Raw genomic sequence first — 17,876 nt, 5'->3', positions numbered from 1 at the left:
CGCCGCGGTTCTCCCCTGTGGGTTTGATTGTACGGGGCAGGCCCTGACGCTACACTAACGCGATTTTTGCGGGACCCGAAAACCCGCATCTCAATGGCATTGCAAGTACCGGAGAGCCTGATGGCGAACGAAGTCGTCGATCATGGCCGCCGCCGATTCCTCACAGCGACCACGGCCGTGGTCGGTGGCGTGGGGGTAGTCGCGGCGGCCGTGCCCTTCATAAAGTCGTGGGAACCCAGCGCGCGCGCCAAGGCCGCTGGCGCTCCGGTCACCGTCGACATCAGCAAGATCGAGCCGGGTCAGAAGGTCACCTACCCGTGGCGCGGCCTGCCGGTGTTCGTGGTCAACCGCACCAAGGAGCAGCTCGACGCGCTGCCGAGCCAGGACAACCGCCTGGTCGACGCCAAGTCCGAGGGCAGCTCCGCCGACCAGCAGCCGAAGTACGCGCAGAACGAGTACCGCTCGATCAAGCCCGAGTGGCTCGTGCTGGTGGGCCTGTGCACCCACCTGGGCTGCGTGCCCGACTTCGTGCCGGTGATGAAGCCCGAGCCGTTCGACCCGGAGTGGAAGGGCGGCTTCTACTGCCCCTGCCACAAGTCGCGCTACGACATGGCCGGCCGCGTGTACGCCGGCGTGCCGGCACCGAAGAACCTGCTGGTCCCGCCGTACCACTTCGTGGACGACAAGACCATCCAGGTCGGCGTGGATCCGAAGGAGGCGGGCTGATGGCCAACGTATTCACCCGCATCGGCGAGTGGGTCAACGAGCGCGCGCCGAACCTGGCGCCGACCTACCGCAAGCACATGACCGAGTACTACGCGCCGAAGAACTTCAATCTTTGGTACTACTTCGGCTCGCTGGCGCTGCTGGTCCTGGTCAACCAGATCGTGACCGGCATCTTCCTCACCATGAACTACAAGACCAGCGCGGCGGAAGCCTTCGGCTCGGTCGAGTACATCATGCGCGACGTGGAGTGGGGCTGGCTGATCCGCTACATGCACTCCACCGGCGCCTCGCTGTTCTTCGTGGTGGTGTTCCTGCACATGTTCCGCGGCCTGATGTACGGCTCGTACAAGAAGCCGCGCGAGCTGGTGTGGATCCTCGGCATGCTGATCTTCCTGGTGCTGATGGCCGAGGCCTTCATGGGCTACGTGCTGCCGTGGGGCAACATGTCGTTCTGGGGCGCCAAGGTGATCATCTCGCTGTTCGGCACCATCCCGGTGATCGGCAGCACCCTGGTCGAGTGGATCATGGGCGACTACCTGCCGGCCGACGCCACGCTCAACCGCTTCTTCGCGCTGCACGTGATCGCGCTGCCGCTGGTGCTGCTGCTGCTGGTGGTGCTGCACCTGGCCGCGCTGCACGAGGTGGGCTCGAACAACCCCGACGGCGTGGAGATCAAGAAGGGCCCGAAGGGCAACCGCTGGGACGCCCTGAAGCCGGCCGACGGCATCCCGTTCCACCCGTACTACACGGTGAAGGACCTGGTCGGCGTGGGCTTCTTCCTGCTGATCGCCGCCTTCATCATCTTCTTCGCGCCGACCTTCGGCGGCTGGTTCCTCGAGCACGACAACTTCATCCCGGCCAACAACCTGGTCACGCCGTCGCACATCAAGCCGGTGTGGTACTTCACGCCGTTCTACGCGATCCTGCGCATGATCCCGTCGTTCTTCAGCACGGCGATCTGGGGCGTGCTGGGCATGTTCGGCGCGATCGCCCTGCTGTTCGCGCTGCCGTGGATCGACGCCGGCAAGGTGAAGTCGATCCGCTACCGCGGCACCGGCTTCAAGGTGGCGCTGGGCCTGTTCGTGCTGGCCTTCGTCCTGCTCGGCGCGGTGGGCGCCGGCGTCACCGCCGAGGTGATCCCCGAATGGTTCGGCGACGTCGACGTGACCTTCTGGGAGAACGCCTTCGGCCGCCTGATGACGCTGATCTACTTCGGCTACTTCGTGTTCCTCTGGTTCTACACACGCCTCGGCTGGGAGAAGACCAAGCCGGTTCCGGAACGGGTGACGACGCATGACTAAGCGGTTCATTTTCTCGATTGCGCTGGCGCTCGGTCTGGTCGTCGGCAGCGTGTCCGCGCAGGCGGAAGAGGGCGGCCTGCCGCCCTCCGGCTCCGGCGTGCGCGACCAGGCCTCGCTGCAGCGCGGCGCCAAGCTGTTCTTCAACTACTGCGTGGGCTGCCACTCGCTGAAGTACGTGCGCTACTCGCGCATCGCCGAGGACCTGGGCCTGAGCGAGCAGGAGGTGATGGACAACCTCAACTTCACCGGCGCCAAGTTCGGCGAGACGGTGGTGTCGCACATGCCCGAGGCCGACGCGCAGAAGTTCTTCGGCAAGGCACCGCCGGACCTGTCGCTGGAAGTGCGCGCCAAGACCGCCGACTGGGTCTACGCCTACCTCAATTCGTTCTACCTCGACCCGAGCCGCCCGGTGGGCTGGAACAACACCGTGTTCCCCAACGCCTCGATGCCGTTCCCGCTGTGGGAGCTGCAGGGCGTGCAGACCGCGGTGAAGAAGCCCGGCAGCGAGGAGGTGGAGAAGCTGGAGCTGTCCCGGCCCGGCAAGCTCACGCCGGAGCAGTACCACCAGGCCGCGCGCGACCTGACCAGCTTCCTGGAATACGCCTCCGAGCCGGCGGCGCTGCAGCGCCAGAAGTACGGCATCTGGGTGCTGCTGTTCCTCGCCGGCTTCACCCTGCTGGCCTACATGCTGAAGAAGGAATACTGGAAGGACGTCCACTGAGGCATCCGGCCAGTCCGGTGACGCGGCGGCCGAGGAAACCGCCGCGTCCGGTCAGTCGATGGGGAGACCTTGCATGGTCCAAAGCGCGCGTTCGCGTACCGTACTTACCCTCTACACCACGGCCGACGACATCCAGTGCCACCGCGTGCGGCTGGTGCTGGCGGCCAAGGGCGTCAGCTACGAGCGGGTGATCGTGGAGCCGGGCAAGCCGCCCGAGGACCTGGTCGACCTCAACCCCTACGGCACCACGCCGACCCTGGTCGACCGCGACCTCACCCTGTACGACACCTCGGTGGTGTGCGAATACCTCGACGAGCGCTATCCGCATCCGCCGCTGATGCCGATCGACCCGCTGTCCCGCGCGCGCCTGCGCCTGGCCGCGGTGCGCATCGAGCGCGACTGGCTGCCGGAGGTCGACACCATCCGCGCCGGCGGCCGGCCGGCCGACGCGGCGCGCAGGCGCCTGCGCGAGCAGCTGCTGTCCTCGCTGCCGCTGTTCAAGGCGGCCAAGTTCTTCCTCAACCCGGAGATGAGCCTCACCGACTGCCTGGTGGCGCCGGTGGTCTGGCGGCTGCCGTGGCTGGGCGTGGACCTGGGCCGCGAGGGCAAGCCGATCGTCGACTACGGCGAGCGGCTGTTCCACAGCCAGGGCTACGCGCGCAGCCTCACCCCCGAAGAAAAGGCCATGCGTCCGGGATGAGCCAGGACGCGCCCGCGATGACCCCCAATCGCCCGTACCTGCTGCGGGCGATCTACGACTGGATCAGCGACAACAACCTCACGCCCTACCTGCTGGTGGACGCCGGCGTCGAGGGCGTGCAGGTGCCGCCGCAGGCGGTGCGCAACGGCCAGGTGGTGCTGAACCTGGCGATGCGCGCGGTCGCCAACCTCGACCTCGGCAACGAGTGGATCAGCTTCCAGGCGCGCTTCTCCGGGGTGAGCCACAACATCCGCATCCCGGTGCGCGCCGTGCTGGCGCTGTACGCGCAGGAGAACGGGCAGGGGATGATGTTCCCGGCCGAGGACGACGGCACGCCGCCGTCCAGCCCGCCGCCGCCCACCGACGGCACGCCGCCCGCGGCTTCCGGCGACGGCGGCGACAAGCCGCGCCGCGGCACGCCGCACCTGCGCATCGTGAAGTAGCCCCGCCGGCCTGGCCGGATTCGCATGCGGCCGCCGACGCCGCCCCCGCCAGCGGCTTGTCGGGGCCGGCGCGCGACTGGCTGTCCCGCCTCCGGGCGGACGGCAGCGGGGAATCGCCGCGGGGAACCTTTCAGTGCAGGCTGCGCTGGCCCGAACGGGGACGCAGCGGGACGACGTTGTCCGGCAGGCCGTGGCCGGCGGGCCGGTCGTCCAGGGTCTCCAGGTGCACCGTGGGCAGGCTGAGGCCGCTCATGCCGCGGCCGGCCATCCACAGCTGGCCGGACTCGCGGTCGTCGCCGTCGATGCTCACCTCGAAGCCGTAGCAGCGCTCCAGCCGCAGCCGCCCGCCGAGGCGGCGCAGGCGCACCGCGCGCAGGCCGACGGTCTCGTCCAGCAGCTGCAGCCCGTGGCGCACGCATTGCCGGCGCACTTCCTCGGTCGCGCGCTCGCGCGCGCGGCTCAGCCCCAGCCAGGGGGCGATCACCGCCCCCAGCGCCAGCAACAGCGACAGATCGGTCCATTGGCCCATGCGCACAGTGTGCGGTCGGCGGCCGGTGCTAACAAGCTCAGGCGAGCCGCAGGCGCAGCGAAAGGTCGATCGCGCGCACGTGCTTGGTCAGCGCGCCGACCGAGATGAAGTCCACCCCGGTGCGCGCCAGCTCGCCGATGCCGTCCAGGCCGACGTTGCCGGAGACCTCCAGCGGCACCCGGCCGGCGACCCGCGCCACCGCCTCGCGCAGCAGCGGCAGGCCGAAGTTGTCCAGCATGATGCGGTCCACGCCGGCGTCGAGCGCCTGCTGCAGCTCGTCGAGGTCCTCCACCTCCACCTCCAGCAGCAGCTCCGGATGCAGGCGCCGCGCGGCGGCCACCGCCGGGGCGATGCCGCCGGCCGCGGCGATGTGGTTCTCCTTCACCAGGAAGGCGTCGTACAGGCCGATGCGGTGGTTGTGGCCGCCGCCGCAGCGCACGGCGTACTTCTGCGCCAGGCGCAGGCCCGGCACGGTCTTGCGGGTGTCGAGCAGGCGCACGCCGGTGCCCGCCACCGCGGCCACGTAGGCGGCGGTGACGGTGGCGGTGCCGGAGAGCAGCTGCAGGAAGTTCAGCGCCGAGCGCTCGGCGCTGACCAGCGCGCGGGCGCGGCCGCGCAGGCGGCAGATCGCGCTGCCGGCGGCGACGCGCTCGCCGTCGCGGGCGTTCCAGTCGATCCCGACGGCGGGGTCGAGCGCGTGGAAGCAGGCGTCGAACCAGGCCGTGCCGGCCAGCACGGCGTCCTCGCGGCAGGTCAGCGTGGCCTCGGCGCGGGCGTCCTCCGGCAGCAGCCCGGCGGTGGCGTCGCCGGCGCCGAGGTCCTCCGCGAAGGCGCGCGCCACGTCGGCCTGGATGACCTCGGCCGGTGGCAGCTCGGGTCCGCCGCTCATGCGGCCGGCGGCGCGGGCGGCAGGCCCTGGCTGAGCCGGCCGACGATCGCGTCCATCGCCCGGTCGAACAGCGGCTCGGAGGCCAGGATGCGCGCGCTGCCGGCGGCCAGCGCGGCGGCCAGCTCGTGCGGCGCGTAGTCGGCCACCTTGAGGCCGCGGCGGTTGACGAACAGGTAGCGTCCGCTCATCGGGCTGATCCACGACAGCTTGGCGCGCTCCACCGCCTCGCCGGTGGGGCAGAACTCCAGCCAGGTGCCCGGCTTGAGCGCCAGCACCTGCTCCAGCTCCGGGAGGTCGGGCGGCGGCACCACCGGCGCCTCGCGCTCGGCGCGCAGGGCCGGCGCCTCCTGCTCGACGATCGGCTGGATGCTTTCGGGGATCGGCAGCGGCGCGGGCTCTTCCGGCGCCGCCTCCTCCACGGCCTCGCCCAGCTGCTGGCGGTAGTAGGCGTGCAGCTGGCCGAGCAGGCGCTCGATGTCGCTTTCCTGGAAGGCCACGCTGGCCAGGCCGCGGCGCAGCGCGCGCTCGATGCCCGGCAGCAGCTGCCTGAGCTGGCGCTGGCTCTCCGGGTCGCGCGCGGGGCGCGTGCTGGCGATGAAGTCGTTGACGAAGCGCAGGGCGTCGGCGAACTCGCTGGAATCCTCGCCCTGGCGCAGGATGGTCAGCACCAGGTAGTTGGCCCAGGCGCGCGCCAGCACGCCGTGGATCAGCGGCGGCAGGGTCTGCTCGCCGATGCGGTCGAGGATCTCGCGTGCCGCGCGGCGCCGCGCCTGCTCCAGCCGCTCGCGGCCGCGGGTGGATTCGGCCACGCGCTGCTCGGCCAGCTCGGCGCGCTTGCGGATCAGCTCCTGGAACTCCTGCAGCTCGCCGCACAGGCGCTCGAAGATGCCCATGTCGTCGTCGAACTCGTGCAGCAGCTGCTCGACGATCGCCTTGACCTTGTCGTGCACGCGGTGGTCGCGGTCGGACTCGGCCGACCAGCCCTTGGCCAGCTCGGCCAGCCCGTCGAGCAGGCGGCGCGCCGGGTGCTGGCGGTTGGCGAACAGGCGGCGGTCGAGGATCGCGGCCTTGAGGTAGGGGATCTGCAGGCGCGCCAGCATCGCCTGCATCGGCGCGGGCAGGTTGTCGTCCTCGAGGATGAACTCGAACAGCATGCCGACCAGGTCGATGGTGTCCTCGTCGATGCTGGCGACCTGGCTGGGGCGCTCGCCGCGCAGGGCGCCGAGCTGGCTGAGCAGGTGGTCCTTGAGCTCGGCCACTTCCTGGCCGAGGGCGGCCGTGTCGACGGCGCCGGCGGGGAACGCCGGGCCGCTGGCGAGCTGGCTCTGCAGCACGCTCAGCGCGCCCAGCAGTTCGTTGACGGTGGGCGCCTGCATCGCCGCGCCGGCGTTGCCGTCGGCCATCGCGGCGGCGCCGTGCGCCTGGCCGCGGCGCGCGCTGAACAGCTGGCGCAGGGTCTGCAGCAGGTTCTCGGCCATCTCCGCGTCGTCGGCGCCGGCGGCGGCCTGCTCGCCCAGGGCCGCCGCGGCGGCGGCCGCGCCCGGCCGCGCGGGCTGGCCGCCGCGGGCGATGCCGTGGCGCAGCTGCGGCAGCACGCCGGCGCGGATCAGCTCGGCGTTGATCTCCTGGTAGAGCTCCTCCAGGCCCGACAGCACGTAGCGGTCGAACAGCTTGTAGATGATCAGCTTCACGCGCATGTCGGCGCTGAGCTCGCGCATCGCCTGGCGGAAGGCCTGCGACAGTGCGGCCGGGGCGATCGGGTTGTTGCCCTCGTCGATCTTCAGGCCGCCGCAGATCACCGACAGCCGCTGGTTCACCGCGAACAGGTCGCGCGCCAGCCGGCTCTCGTTCTTGCTGATCATGCTGGTGATGGCAAGCGATTCCTCCAGCTCGTTGTCCGCCACCAGGGTGAGCTCGATGTTGCCCAGCGGGGCGGGCTCGGCGGCCGCCGGGCGCTGGCTGGCGGCGATGTCGCCCAGCTCGCGCGAGACCTGCGCGAGATAGCTGCGCTCGACCGCCGGGCGGCGCTTGCGCACCTCGCGCATGCCGTCGAAGTAGTGCATCTGCGCGGCGTTGTTCTCCGCCTTCTCGGCCAGGTCGAACAGGGCGTCGTCGACGTGCTCGAACATGCCGTCGAGCAGCTGCTGCAGGCGGCGGCCGGCGATGCCGCGGACGGCGTTCAGCAGCTCCCCGCCGCGCTGGCTGGAGGGATCCAGGCGCTGGCTCAGGCTGACCACCTTGGAAGGCTCACTGGCTTCTTTCATAGCCACACCCCTGAAGTGTGCCGTCTGCTCGCAATGGCCGCGCGGGCCGTCCAGTGCAGACGATAGCCAAATCCGGCTTTCCTGTCATGCGCGGGCGGGCCGCGGCGGGCGCCGGGCGGCGGCGGAAAAGGCTTGCGCGGCGGGCGCTTGCCGCCGGGATCAGGCGGCGCGCGGGAAATCGTCCAGCTGCAGGGTGCCGATGCCTTCCTCGGGCAGCATCACCGGGATGCCGTCGTCGATCCGGTAGATCACCTTGCCGTCCACCGTGATCAGTCCCTCGGCCAGGCGGCGCTCCACCGTGGCGCCGGCGACGGTGGCGACCTGGCCACGGTCGATGGCGGCGTTGAGCGCGTCCAGCTCGTTCTTGCCGAGCAGGCGCACCGGGGTCTTGCTCACCGGGCAGCAGAGGATGTCGAGCAGGCGCTTGTCCATGGTTCCGGAAGTGGTCGTGCCGGCGGGGGGAAGCCCGTACAATAGCCCTTTTGGGATGGCCGGACCATGACTTCAGCAGCCGATCCGCGCGTGGGCGTGGTGATGGGTTCCCGTTCCGACTGGGAGACCATGGAGCACGCCGCCGGCGTGCTCGCCGAACTGGGCGTGCCGCACGAGGTGCGGGTGGTGTCCGCGCACCGCACGCCCGACCTGCTGTTCGAGTACGCCGAGCAGGCGCCCGGGCGCGGCATCCAGGTGATCGTCGCCGGCGCCGGCGGCGCGGCGCACCTGCCGGGCATGCTGGCGGCCAAGACCCGGCTGCCGGTGTTCGGCGTGCCGGTGCAGTCCAAGGCGCTCAACGGCATGGACTCGCTGCTCTCGATCGCGCAGATGCCGGCCGGCGTCCCGGTCGGCGCGCTGGCGATCGGCCGCGCCGGCGCCGTGAACGCGGGCCTGCTCGCCGCCGCGGTGCTGGCGCTGCACGACCCGGCCATCGCCGCCGCGCTGGACGCCTACCGCGCGAGGCAGACCCGGGCCGTCCTCGACCAGCCGGACCCGCGCGCGTGAGCACCCGGCGCCAACCCGTGCTGGGCATCCTCGGCGGCGGCCAGCTGGCGCGCATGCTGGCGCTGGCCGCCGCGCCGCTGGGCGTGAAGACGCTGGTGGTGGACAGCGCCGCCGACGCCTGCGCCGGCCAGGTGGCGCCGCTGCTCCAGGCCGACTGGACCGACTACGCCGCGCTGGAGCGCTTCGCCGCGGAAGTGGACGTGGTCACCTTCGATTTCGAGAACGTGCCGGCCGAGACCGCGCAGCGGCTGGCCGAGCGGGTGGCGGTGTTCCCCAACCCGCGCGCGCTGGCGGTGGCGCAGGACCGGCTGGCCGAGAAGACCCTGTTCCGCGCATGCGGCCTGGACACGCCCGCCTTCGTGGCGGTGGACACGCGCGAGGACCTCGACCGCGCGCTGGCCGAGGTCGGCGCGCCGGCGATCCTCAAGACGCGCCGGCTGGGCTACGACGGCAAGGGCCAGTTCCGCCTGCGCAGCGCGGCCGACGCCGACGCCGCCTGGGCCGAGCTGGGCGCCCCGGCGCGCCAGCACGGGCTGATCCTGGAAGCCTTCGTGCCGTTCGAGCGCGAGCTGTCGGTGCTGGCCGTGCGCGGCCGCGACGGCGACTTCCGCACCTGGCCGCTGACCCGCAACTGGCACAGCGACGGCGTGCTCAGCCTGAGCCTGGCGCCGGCGCCGGACGTGGGCGAACTGCAGGCGCGCGCCACCGAGCTGGCGCGCACGCTGGCCGAGCGGCTGGACTACGTGGGCGTGTTCGCGCTGGAGCTGTTCGTGAGGGACGGCGTGCTGCTCGGCAACGAGATGGCGCCGCGCGTGCACAACTCCGGCCACTGGAGCATCGAGGGCGCGGTGACCAGCCAGTTCGAGAACCACGTGCGCAGCGTGCTGGGCCTGCCGCTGGGCGACACCGCCGCGCGCGGCCTGTCGCTGATGTTCAACTGGATCGGTGCGCTGCCGGACGCGGCGCCGGTGCTGCGGACCGTCGACGCGCACTGGCACGACTACGGCAAGCAGGCGCGCGCCGGCCGCAAGGTGGGGCATGCCACGGTGTGCGCGGGCGATGCCGCGGCGCTGGCGGCGCGGGCCGGCACGCTGGCCGCGGCGCTGGGACGCGGGGCGCAGGCGGCGCCGGCGCTGGCGTTGCTCGGCCGCTGAATCGCATGGCCATCGCGGCCGCGGGCCGCTCCCAAAGGCTTGCCGCGATCCTGCGGGAGCGGCCTGCGGCCGCGATGGCACTTGGCATTCAAAGGATCGATGGCACGAGCATCCAGGCCCACGCGGCCCCATGAAAAGACCCCCGGATCGCTCCGGGGCTTTTCGTTTCCGCACCAGGCCGGCTCAGGCCAGGTTCTTCGCCGCGAAGTCCCAGTTGACCAGGTTCCAGAACGCCTCGATGTACTTCGGGCGGGCGTTGCGGTAGTCGATGTAGTAGGCGTGCTCCCACACGTCGCAGGTCAGCAGCGGCTTGTCGCTGCCGGTGATCGGCGTGGCCGCGTTGGAGGTGTTGACGATGCCGAGCGAGCCGTCCGGCCGCTGCACCAGCCAGGTCCAGCCGGAGCCGAAGTTGCCCACCGCGGACTTGCTGAACTCTTCCTTGAACTTGTCGACCGAGCCGAACGCCTTGGTGATGGCGTCGGCCAGCTTGCCGCCCGGCGCGCCGCCGCCGTTCGGGCTCAGCGAGTGCCAGTAGAAGGTGTGGTTCCAGACCTGCGCGGCGTTGTTGAACACGCCGCCGGAGGACTTCCTGATGATGTCCTCCAGCGCCGCGCCCTCGAACTCGGTGCCCTTGATCAGGTTGTTGAGGTTGGTGACGTAGGCCTGGTGGTGCTTGCCGTAGTGGTATTCCAGCGTCTCGGCGGAGATGTGCGGTTCGAGCGCGTTCTTTTCGTAGGGCAGCGGGGGAAGTTCGATCGCCATGAGTCACTCCTGGGCGTTTGGCTGGGAGGAAAACCATGCCGCGCGGCCGGGCGGCCGCGGTTCGGCTGATACACTACTGACCGTTCCGCATTGTAGTGGTCAATTCCGAGTTATGGACGTCAACGAGCGAATCAAGGCGGTGCTCGCCGGGCACCCCATCGTGCTCTTCATGAAGGGCACGCCGCAGTTTCCGATGTGCGGCTTCTCCGCGCGCGCGGCGCAGGCGCTGAAGGACGCGGGCGCGACGTTCCACGCGGTGAACGTGCTGGCCGACCCGGAAGTGCGCGCCGCGCTGCCGCATTTCGCCAACTGGCCGACCTTCCCGCAGCTGTTCATCCACGGCGAGCTGATCGGCGGCTGCGACATCGTGGAGGACCTCAAGGCCTCCGGCGAGCTGGCGCGCATGGCGGCCGACGTGGCCGGGGCGGCGCAGGCATGACGCTGCCGCGGGTCCGCCTGCCGCAGGGATGGACGCCTGCCGCCGACACCCTGGCCGCCCGCGTGGTGCTGGTCACCGGCGCCTACGGCGGCCTCGGCGCCGCGACGGCGCGCGCCGCCGCGCGCGCGGGCGCCACCGTGGTGATCAGCGGCCGCCGCAAGCGGCAGCTGGAGCAGCTCTACGACGCCATGCTGGCCGAGGGCCTGCCCGAGCCGGTGATCCACCCGCTCGACCTGGAAGCGGCCACCCCGCGCGACTACGAGGCGCTGGCCGACGGCATCGAGCGCGACCTGGGCCGGCTGGACGGCATCGTGCACGCGGCGGCGAGCTTCGGCGGCCTGACCCCGCTGGCGGTGCACAAGCCGGACGCCTGGCTGCGCGCGCTGCACGTCAACGTGTCCGCGCCGTTCGCGCTCACCCAGGCCTGCCTGCCGCTGCTGACCCGGGCGCCGGACAGCGCGGTGGTCGCCGTGCTGGACGATCCGGAACTGGTCAACCGCGCGCACTGGGGCGGCTACGGCGTGTCCAAGGCGGCGCTGGAGCGCTACGTGGAGATCCTGCACCAGGAGACCGAGCGCGGCCCGCTGCGCGCGCACGCGCTGCTGCCCGGGCCGATGCGCACCACGCTGCGGCGCGAGGCCTATTTCGGCGAGGACACCCAGCGCCAGCCGCTGCCGGACGCGGCGGCGCAGGCGGCGGTTTACCTGCTCGGCCCGGACGGCGCCGCGGCGCGCGGCGCCGCGCTCGACCTGCGCCCGGCCTGACGCCGCATGGGCCTTCGCCACGACCGACGGGGGGACGGATGGAAACCCAGATGACCACGCTCTCGGCGGGCATCCTGCTGTTCCTCATCATGGACCCGCTGGGCAACGTGCCGCTGTTCCTCAGCCTGCTCAAGGACGTGCCGCCCAAGCGCCGGCGCGTGGTGCTGGTGCGCGAGCTCCTGATCGCGCTGGCCGTGCTGATGGGCTTCCTGGTCGGCGGCCAGCACATCCTGCGGCTGCTGCAGCTCAGGCAGGAGTCGATCAGCATCGCCGGCGGCATCGTGCTGTTCCTGATCGGCATCCGCATGGTGTTCCCGCCGGCCGAGGGAGGCATCTTCGGCAAGGCGGGCGAGGGCGAGCCGTTCATCGTGCCGATGGCGATCCCCGGCGTGGCCGGCCCGTCGGCGATGGCCGCGCTGCTGCTGCTCACCAACACCCAGCCCGGCCGCACCGCCGACTGGGCCACGGCGCTGCTGCTGGCCTGGCTGGCCACCTCGGTGATCCTGCTCAGCTCCACCTACCTGTTCCGCTGGCTGGGCGAGAGCGTGCTGACCGCGCTGGAGCGGGTGATGGGCATGCTGCTGATCGCGCTGTCGGTGCAGATGTTCATGGGCGGCGTGGCGGCCTTCCTGCACATGGAGGTTTGAAACGCCGCAGGCGTCCCCGGCGCATCACCCGGCTGTCATACTTGCCCTCCAGCATGGGCGAAACTTGAGGAGCGACGGTCATGCTCAGCGTCGAACGGACCCTAACCGAGCGTCTGCCCTGGCTCGCGCAACATCCCAGGATCCGCCGGCCGGTGGCCGGCATGCTGGGCAAGCTGGCCGACGAGGCGGGCTTCAACGAGGTCTTCGCCAAGGTCAGCCAGTTCGAGGGCTTCGAGTTCGTCGAGCGCGCGCTGGACGTGCTCGGCATCAGCTGCCAGCTCAACCTGCGCGAGCGCGAGAACATCCCGGCCGAAGGCGCGGTGCTGGTGGTCGCCAACCATCCGCTGGGCATGGTGGACGCGCTGGCCCTGCTGAACCTGGTCGGCTCGGTGCGCAGCGACGTGCGCATCCTCGGCAACGACTGGCTGGCCGGCATCCCGCAGCTGAAGCGGCTGCTGCTGGCGGTGGACGTGTTCGGCAAGGGCGCGGCCTCGCGCCTGCGCGACGTCTTCCGCGCGCTGGACAACGGCGAGGCGGTGATCGTCTTCCCCGCCGGCGAGGTCTCGCGCATGGGCCCGGGCGGCGTGCGCGACGGGCGCTGGTCCGACGGCTTCGCCCGGCTGGCGCTGCGCAGCAAGGCGCCGGTGCTGCCGGTGCACATCGCCGCGCGCAATTCGGCCATGTTCTACGGCCTGTCGATGCTGGCCAAGCCGCTCAGCACGGCGATGCTGCCGCGCGAGGCCGCCTCGCCGGCAACCCGGCGGATCGGCTTCAGCGTGGGACCGCTGATCGGCGTGGACGAGCTGGCGCAGCGCAGCGGCGGCTCCACCGTGCGCGCGGCGGCGCTGATGCGCCGGCACGTCTACCGGGTCGGCCGGCACCGCGGGCTGATCTTCGGCGGCCAGGCGCCGCTGGCGCATCCCGAGCCGGCCGACCGCGTCGCCGCCGAGCTGCAGGCGCAGGGCGAGAAGCTGGCCGACCTGGCCGACGGCAAGCAGGCCTACCTTTTCATGGGGCCGGTGGACGGCGCGGTGCTGCGCGAGATCGGCCGCCTGCGCGAGCTGACCTTCCGCAAGGTGGGCGAGGGCACGGGCGCGCGGCGCGACCTGGACGCCTACGATCCGCATTACGAGCATCTGGTGCTGTGGGACCCGAAGGCGCTGCGCATCGTCGGCGCCTACCGCTTCGGCCACGGCGGCCGGATCATCGCCGAGCGCGGCATGGCCGGGCTGTACACCTCCAGCCTGTTCAACTATTCGCCCGCGCTGGAGTCGCGCCTGACCCAGGGCCTGGAGCTGGGGCGCAGCTTCATCGCGCCGGCGTACTGGCGCTCGCGCGCGCTGGACCAGCTGTGGCAGGGCATCGGCCTGTACCTGCAGCGGCATCCGGAACTGCGCTACCTGTTCGGCCCGGTGAGCATGTCGGTGAGCCTGCCGCGCGAGGCGCGTGAGTGGATCGCGGCGGCGCACCAGCACTATTTCGGCGCGCCGGGCCTGGCGGCGGCGCGCCAGCCCTTCGTGGTGTCGCCGGCGGTGGTCGGGCTGGTGCGGCAGGCGCTGGATGGCCTCGATCCGGCGGCCGGGCTCGGCAAGCTCAAGCACCACCTGGACGCGCTGGGCGTCAGCATGCCGGTGCTCTACCGGCAGTACGTGGACCTGGTCGAGCCGGAGGGGGTGCAGTTCCTCGATTTCGGCGAGGACCCCGGCTTTTCCGGCTGCGTGGACGGCCTGGTCATGCTCGACCTGGCCAGCCTCAGGCCGGCCAAGCGGGCGCGCTATCTGGGCAAGGCCGCGCCGGCCTGAGGCTGGGCGGTGCGCCGCCAGGGAGCGCCTGGGAGGCTCGCTGCGGTGCGGCAATACTCGGATGAATGTTTTGACGTGCCAGCGTTACAAAAGTGTCATACAATACCGTTAAAGTTCGTTTAACAACTATTTGGCGGACGGGGTGGCCCCGTCGCTAGACGTTGCGGACACCTAAGATCCACCGGGGAAAACAATCCATCTGCGATCGCCGCCTGGCTCGATTGCGCCAAGCGGCTACGCCGTTGTTTTTGCTAGCCATTTTCATCGTTGCGAGCCCAAGGGGGCACCTCAGAATGAATAGCCGAATCCGCGCCAAGGTCCTGCCGTTTGCGATCGCGTCATTGTTGGCCGTCGCGGCGCCCGCCATCGCCCAGGACACCTCTTCCTCGATCAGCGGTCGCGTCCTGGACGCCAACGGCCAGCCGGTCGCCGGCGCCACCGTGCAGATCGTGCACGAGCCGTCGGGCACCACCAAGGTCACCGCGACCGACGCCAACGGCCGCTATGCGGCACAGGGCCTGCGCGTGGGCGGCCCGTTCGACGTGACCGTCTCCAAGGCGGGCCTGACGCAGAGCGAGCAGCACAACGTCTACCTGCAGCTGGCGCAGGACACCGCGGTCAACCTGACCATGGGCGCGGCGGCGGCCGAGGCCAAGAGCCTGGAAGGCGTCACGGTGTCGGCCAACGCGTTGTCGCAGGTGTTCACCCCGGACAACAAGGGCATCGCCACCAACGTGTCGCGCCGCGAGATCGAGTCGACCCCGACCCCGGGCCGCTCGATCCAGAACATCGTGCGCCTCGACCCGCGCGTGGTGATCTCCGACCGCGAGCGCGGCGAGATCTCGGCGGTGGGCCAGAACAGCCGCTACAACAACATCACCGTCGACTCGGTCAGCGCGAACGACCCGTTCGGCCTGAACGCGAACGGCCTGCCGACCCTGGGCACGCCGATCTCGCAGGACACGATCGAGGAATACAACATCTCGACCGCCAACTACGACGTGGCGACCCGCCGCGGCCTGGGCGCCACCGTGAACGCGGTGACCAAGAGCGGCACCAACGACTTCCACGGTTCCGTGTACTACGCGTTCCAGAACCAGAACATGATCGGCAAGAACCAGAGCGACGCCAAGTACCAGGGCTTCGACCGCCAGTGGACCGGCGGCGCCACGGTCGGCGGCCCGATCATCAAGGACAAGCTGTTCTTCTTCGCCGCGGTGGAGAAGAGCGTGCAGGTGGGGTCGGGCAGCCCCTACGGCCCGGAGGATTCCGGCGCGGGCAGCCCGATCGCCGACCTGACCTCGGCGCAGGTGCAGCAGATCCGCGACGCGGCCAAGGCGGTGGGCATCACCCAGGACCTCGGCTCGGTGGGCGGCGGCAACTCCAACCTGGAGGACAAGCGCTACCTGGGCAAGATCGACTGGAACATCACCGACAACCACCGCGCCAGCTTCACCTACAGCGAGACCAAGGAAACCAAGCCGATCATCACCGGCAGCACCACCAAGCTGGTGCTGTCCAGCGGCTGGTACAAGACGGCCGTGGACAACAAGAGCTACGCGCTGCACTTCTACGACGACTGGTCGGACAGCTTCTCCACCGACACCACCGTCTCGTATGCCGACTTCGACCAGAACCGCGGCCCGTACAACGGCGTGGACATGCCCGACATCACCGTGTATCCCGAGCAGTACGGCGGTCCGGCGGTGGAGTTCGGCACCGAGTACTCCAGCCAGGCCAACGTGCTGAAGGTGAAGACGCTGAACTTCGCCTGGGCTGGCACCTACTACGCCGGCGACCACACCATCAAGGGCGGCTTCGACTTCGAGCGCGACAAGTACTACAACCTGTTCCTGCAGAACGCCTTCGGCAGCTACACCTTCGAGGACGGCAACGGCAACACCGGCCTGCAGAACTTCCTGAACGGCTACTACTACCAGTACTACTACTACCGTCCGGCCGACGGCCTGTCGCTGAGCGACGTGGCGGCGAACTACAAGATCAACCAGTGGGGCGTGTTCCTGCAGGATACCTGGCAGGTCACCAACAACCTGTCGGTGCAGTACGGCGTGCGCGTCGACATCCCGCTGATGGACGACAAGCCGCTCTACAACGCGACCTTCGCGCTGCCGGCGGGCGTCAACGCGCAGGGCGTGGCGACGGGCGGCTATGGCCGCAGCAACCAGACCACGATCAACGGCAACCGCGTGGTCCAGCCGCGCATGTCGTTCAACTACAACTTCGACACCGAGCACATGACCCAGCTGCGCGGCGGCGCGGGCCTGTTCATCGCCAACCCGCCGGGCGTGTGGATCGGCAACATCTTCTCCAACTCGGGCGTGACGCAGACGCAGTATGTCTGCGGCACCACCTCGAAGTCCTGCTCCAGCGCGAACACGCCGTTCAGCCCCGACGCGCACAACCAGAACGACGGCGTGGCCGGCGCGGGCAAGATGACGGTGAACACGGTGGAGCCCGGCTTCCGCATGCCGAGCGCCTGGAAGTTCACCCTGGGCTTCGACAAGGAGCTGCCGTGGTGGGGCCTGATCGCCACGGTCGACTACGAGCACATCAAGCAGCGCGACGCGATCTGGTATCAGCACCTGAACCTGGGCGCTCCGAATGGCGTGCTGCCGGACGGCCGTTATAGCTACTACAAGCTGCCGGATTCGAATCCCAAGGCCACCGGGCAGGTGACGCGCGTCAATGCCAACCCGGCCTTCAACGACGTCATCAACCTGGCCAACACCAGCCGCGGCAAGGCGGACAGCCTGGCGCTCTCGCTGAAGAAGCCGTTCTCGGACGACTGGTCCGGCATGGTCGGCTTCACCTGGAGCCGCTCGACCGAGGTCAACCCGGGCACGTCCAGCGTGGCGCTCTCCAACTGGCGCTACAACTACGTCACCAACCCGAACGAGAACGTCGCCAGCACGTCGAACTACTCGATTCCGAAGCGCGTGATCGCCTCGCTGACCTGGCAGCACCGCTTCTTCGGCGACTACGCCACCAGCGCCAGCATCTTCTACGACGGCCATTCCGCGGCGCCGTACAGCTGGTCGTTCGGCAACGACGCCAACGGCGACGGCTACGTCAACGATCTGGTCTACGTGCCGCGCCAGGGCGAGGTGGAGTTCCGTCCCGGGACCGATCCGAAGCTGATCCAGGAGTTCTACGACTACATCCAGCACAACGACTACCTGAAGGACCGCCAGGGCGAGATCGCCGGCCGCAACGGCGACCGCGCGGGCTGGATCAACCAGATCGACCTGAGCTTCAGCCAGGAGATCCCGGGCATCTTCAAGGGCAACAAGGGCGTCATCAAGCTCGACGTCTACAACTTCACGAACCTGCTGAACAAGAAGTGGGGCATCGAGAAGCGCGAGACGTTCCCGGGCGGCCGTGCGCTGGCCGACTTCTACGGCGTCGATCCGGCGACCGGCAAGTACATCTACGACATCACCTGCGGCGGCAAGACCACGTCCTGCAGCACGTACATCAACAAGGCGGGCAACTACAGCCCGCAGGCGGTGCCGGTGTACATCAACAACAACGACGACCTGATGCAGCGCTGGTCCGTGCTGCTGACGGTGAAGTACACGTTCTAAACCGCCACCCGGCTTCGACCGCTCTGGCCGGCGCCCGCAAGGGCGCCGGCTTTTTTTCGTTGCCTTGACCCCGCCCGGCCGGCGCGGGAAGCTAGGCGGTCCGCCACGGCCCTGCATGAGGCAGCGGCACC

The 17,876-nt window shown here is 70.0% G+C and carries 17 protein-coding genes; 12 read left to right on the top strand and 5 right to left on the bottom strand.

The features are described from left to right. Positions 1-120 precede the first annotated feature (120 nt). The 5 genes from petA to C7456_RS05550 all read left to right on the top strand — a co-directional run bounded on the left by petA (position 121) and on the right by C7456_RS05550 (position 3,891). Entirely contained in the window at positions 121-726 is a 606-nt protein-coding gene (gene petA, locus C7456_RS05570) for a ubiquinol-cytochrome c reductase iron-sulfur subunit (protein WP_109722758.1), read from the top strand. Beyond that, the gene (locus C7456_RS05565) at positions 726-2,027 is read left to right on the top strand and encodes a cytochrome b (protein ID WP_109722757.1); all 1,302 of its coding nucleotides are present in this window, start codon (positions 726-728) and stop codon (positions 2,025-2,027) included. Before petA ends, C7456_RS05565 begins: the two co-directional genes overlap by 1 nt. Next, a complete protein-coding gene (locus C7456_RS05560) occupies positions 2,020-2,748 on the top strand; it encodes a cytochrome c1 (protein WP_109722756.1) in 729 nt (242 codons plus the stop codon). Before C7456_RS05565 ends, C7456_RS05560 begins: the two co-directional genes overlap by 8 nt. A 73-nt stretch (positions 2,749-2,821) precedes the next feature. Further along, complete coding sequence (locus C7456_RS05555; RefSeq protein WP_109722755.1) at positions 2,822-3,448, top strand: glutathione S-transferase N-terminal domain-containing protein; 627 nt, start codon at positions 2,822-2,824, stop codon at positions 3,446-3,448. After that, positions 3,445-3,891, top strand: coding sequence for a ClpXP protease specificity-enhancing factor (locus tag C7456_RS05550; RefSeq protein ID WP_170120177.1), 447 nt, complete (start codon positions 3,445-3,447; stop codon positions 3,889-3,891). The genes C7456_RS05555 and C7456_RS05550 overlap by 4 nt, the downstream gene beginning before the upstream one ends. Positions 3,892-4,021: 130 nt before the next feature. Here C7456_RS05550 and C7456_RS05545 read toward each other — a convergent pair whose 3' ends face one another. The 4 genes from C7456_RS05545 to C7456_RS05530 all read right to left on the bottom strand — a co-directional run bounded on the left by C7456_RS05545 (position 4,022) and on the right by C7456_RS05530 (position 8,005). Next, positions 4,022-4,420, bottom strand: coding sequence for a DUF3301 domain-containing protein (locus C7456_RS05545; RefSeq protein WP_109722754.1), 399 nt, complete (start codon positions 4,418-4,420; stop codon positions 4,022-4,024). 37 nt (positions 4,421-4,457) lie between these two features. Continuing rightward, positions 4,458-5,309: a carboxylating nicotinate-nucleotide diphosphorylase gene (nadC, locus tag C7456_RS05540; protein WP_109722753.1), complete on the bottom strand. Its 852-nt coding sequence runs from the start codon at positions 5,307-5,309 to the stop codon at positions 4,458-4,460. Then, entirely contained in the window at positions 5,306-7,573 is a 2,268-nt protein-coding gene (locus C7456_RS05535; protein ID WP_109722752.1) for a DUF1631 domain-containing protein, read from the bottom strand. The genes nadC and C7456_RS05535 overlap by 4 nt, the downstream gene beginning before the upstream one ends. Before the next feature lie 159 nt (positions 7,574-7,732). Next, complete coding sequence (locus C7456_RS05530) at positions 7,733-8,005, bottom strand: Trm112 family protein (RefSeq protein WP_109722751.1); 273 nt, start codon at positions 8,003-8,005, stop codon at positions 7,733-7,735. Between the two features lie 66 nt (positions 8,006-8,071). Here C7456_RS05530 and purE point away from each other — a divergent pair, with 66 nt between their 5' ends. Then, positions 8,072-8,572 (top strand): 5-(carboxyamino)imidazole ribonucleotide mutase, encoded by a 501-nt coding sequence (gene purE / locus C7456_RS05525; RefSeq protein WP_109722750.1) that lies wholly within the window; start codon positions 8,072-8,074, stop codon positions 8,570-8,572. After that, positions 8,569-9,726 (top strand): 5-(carboxyamino)imidazole ribonucleotide synthase, encoded by a 1,158-nt coding sequence (locus tag C7456_RS05520; protein ID WP_109722749.1) that lies wholly within the window; start codon positions 8,569-8,571, stop codon positions 9,724-9,726. The genes purE and C7456_RS05520 overlap by 4 nt, the downstream gene beginning before the upstream one ends. A gap of 183 nt (positions 9,727-9,909) precedes the next feature. Here the strand turns inward: C7456_RS05520 and sodB are convergent, their stop codons facing one another. Beyond that, complete coding sequence (sodB, locus tag C7456_RS05515) at positions 9,910-10,488, bottom strand: superoxide dismutase [Fe] (protein WP_109722748.1); 579 nt, start codon at positions 10,486-10,488, stop codon at positions 9,910-9,912. A gap of 112 nt (positions 10,489-10,600) precedes the next feature. On the opposite strand from sodB, the gene grxD reads away from it, so the two are divergent. From grxD to C7456_RS05490, 5 genes are all read left to right on the top strand, one after another. After that, on the top strand, positions 10,601-10,927 hold the full coding sequence (grxD, locus tag C7456_RS05510; RefSeq protein ID WP_109722747.1) for a Grx4 family monothiol glutaredoxin: 327 nt from the start codon (positions 10,601-10,603) through the stop codon (positions 10,925-10,927). Continuing rightward, positions 10,924-11,691, top strand: coding sequence for an SDR family NAD(P)-dependent oxidoreductase (locus tag C7456_RS05505; protein WP_109722746.1), 768 nt, complete (start codon positions 10,924-10,926; stop codon positions 11,689-11,691). The genes grxD and C7456_RS05505 overlap by 4 nt, the downstream gene beginning before the upstream one ends. A 50-nt stretch (positions 11,692-11,741) precedes the next feature. Next, positions 11,742-12,338 carry a YhgN family NAAT transporter gene (locus C7456_RS05500; RefSeq protein WP_109722803.1) on the top strand — a complete coding sequence of 199 codons (597 nt, stop codon included), beginning with the start codon at positions 11,742-11,744 and terminating at the stop codon, positions 12,336-12,338. Positions 12,339-12,418: 80 nt separating this feature from the next. After that, positions 12,419-14,140, top strand: coding sequence for a bifunctional ornithine lipid synthase OlsF (gene olsF, locus C7456_RS05495; RefSeq protein ID WP_109722745.1), 1,722 nt, complete (start codon positions 12,419-12,421; stop codon positions 14,138-14,140). A gap of 293 nt (positions 14,141-14,433) precedes the next feature. Further along, positions 14,434-17,745 carry a TonB-dependent receptor gene (locus tag C7456_RS05490; RefSeq protein WP_109722744.1) on the top strand — a complete coding sequence of 1,104 codons (3,312 nt, stop codon included), beginning with the start codon at positions 14,434-14,436 and terminating at the stop codon, positions 17,743-17,745. Positions 17,746-17,876 lie beyond the last annotated feature (131 nt).

It is taken from the genome of Fulvimonas soli, from assembly GCF_003148905.1.
GTDB classification, from domain to species: Bacteria; Pseudomonadota; Gammaproteobacteria; order Xanthomonadales; family Rhodanobacteraceae; genus Fulvimonas; species Fulvimonas soli.
Note: the sequence above shows the minus strand (reverse complement) of the source record. Positions and strands in the feature narration are given on the sequence as shown.

Excerpts from the sequence above, each read along its gene's own strand:
- petA (WP_109722758.1), top strand. The coding sequence starts at position 121 with ATGGCGAACGAAGTCGTCGATCATGGCCGCCGCCGATTCCTCACAGCG.
- C7456_RS05565 (WP_109722757.1), top strand. The coding sequence starts at position 726 with ATGGCCAACGTATTCACCCGCATCGGCGAGTGGGTCAACGAGCGCGCG.
- C7456_RS05560 (WP_109722756.1), top strand. The coding sequence starts at position 2,020 with ATGACTAAGCGGTTCATTTTCTCGATTGCGCTGGCGCTCGGTCTGGTC.
- C7456_RS05555 (WP_109722755.1), top strand. The coding sequence starts at position 2,822 with ATGGTCCAAAGCGCGCGTTCGCGTACCGTACTTACCCTCTACACCACG.
- C7456_RS05550 (WP_170120177.1), top strand. The coding sequence starts at position 3,445 with ATGAGCCAGGACGCGCCCGCGATGACCCCCAATCGCCCGTACCTGCTG.
- C7456_RS05545 (WP_109722754.1), bottom strand. The coding sequence starts at position 4,420 with ATGGGCCAATGGACCGATCTGTCGCTGTTGCTGGCGCTGGGGGCGGTG.
- nadC (WP_109722753.1), bottom strand. The coding sequence starts at position 5,309 with ATGAGCGGCGGACCCGAGCTGCCACCGGCCGAGGTCATCCAGGCCGAC.
- C7456_RS05535 (WP_109722752.1), bottom strand. The coding sequence starts at position 7,573 with ATGAAAGAAGCCAGTGAGCCTTCCAAGGTGGTCAGCCTGAGCCAGCGC.
- C7456_RS05530 (WP_109722751.1), bottom strand. The coding sequence starts at position 8,005 with ATGGACAAGCGCCTGCTCGACATCCTCTGCTGCCCGGTGAGCAAGACC.
- purE (WP_109722750.1), top strand. The coding sequence starts at position 8,072 with ATGACTTCAGCAGCCGATCCGCGCGTGGGCGTGGTGATGGGTTCCCGT.
- sodB (WP_109722748.1), bottom strand. The coding sequence starts at position 10,488 with ATGGCGATCGAACTTCCCCCGCTGCCCTACGAAAAGAACGCGCTCGAA.
- grxD (WP_109722747.1), top strand. The coding sequence starts at position 10,601 with ATGGACGTCAACGAGCGAATCAAGGCGGTGCTCGCCGGGCACCCCATC.
- C7456_RS05505 (WP_109722746.1), top strand. The coding sequence starts at position 10,924 with ATGACGCTGCCGCGGGTCCGCCTGCCGCAGGGATGGACGCCTGCCGCC.
- C7456_RS05500 (WP_109722803.1), top strand. The coding sequence starts at position 11,742 with ATGACCACGCTCTCGGCGGGCATCCTGCTGTTCCTCATCATGGACCCG.
- olsF (WP_109722745.1), top strand. The coding sequence starts at position 12,419 with ATGCTCAGCGTCGAACGGACCCTAACCGAGCGTCTGCCCTGGCTCGCG.
- C7456_RS05490 (WP_109722744.1), top strand. The coding sequence starts at position 14,434 with ATGAATAGCCGAATCCGCGCCAAGGTCCTGCCGTTTGCGATCGCGTCA.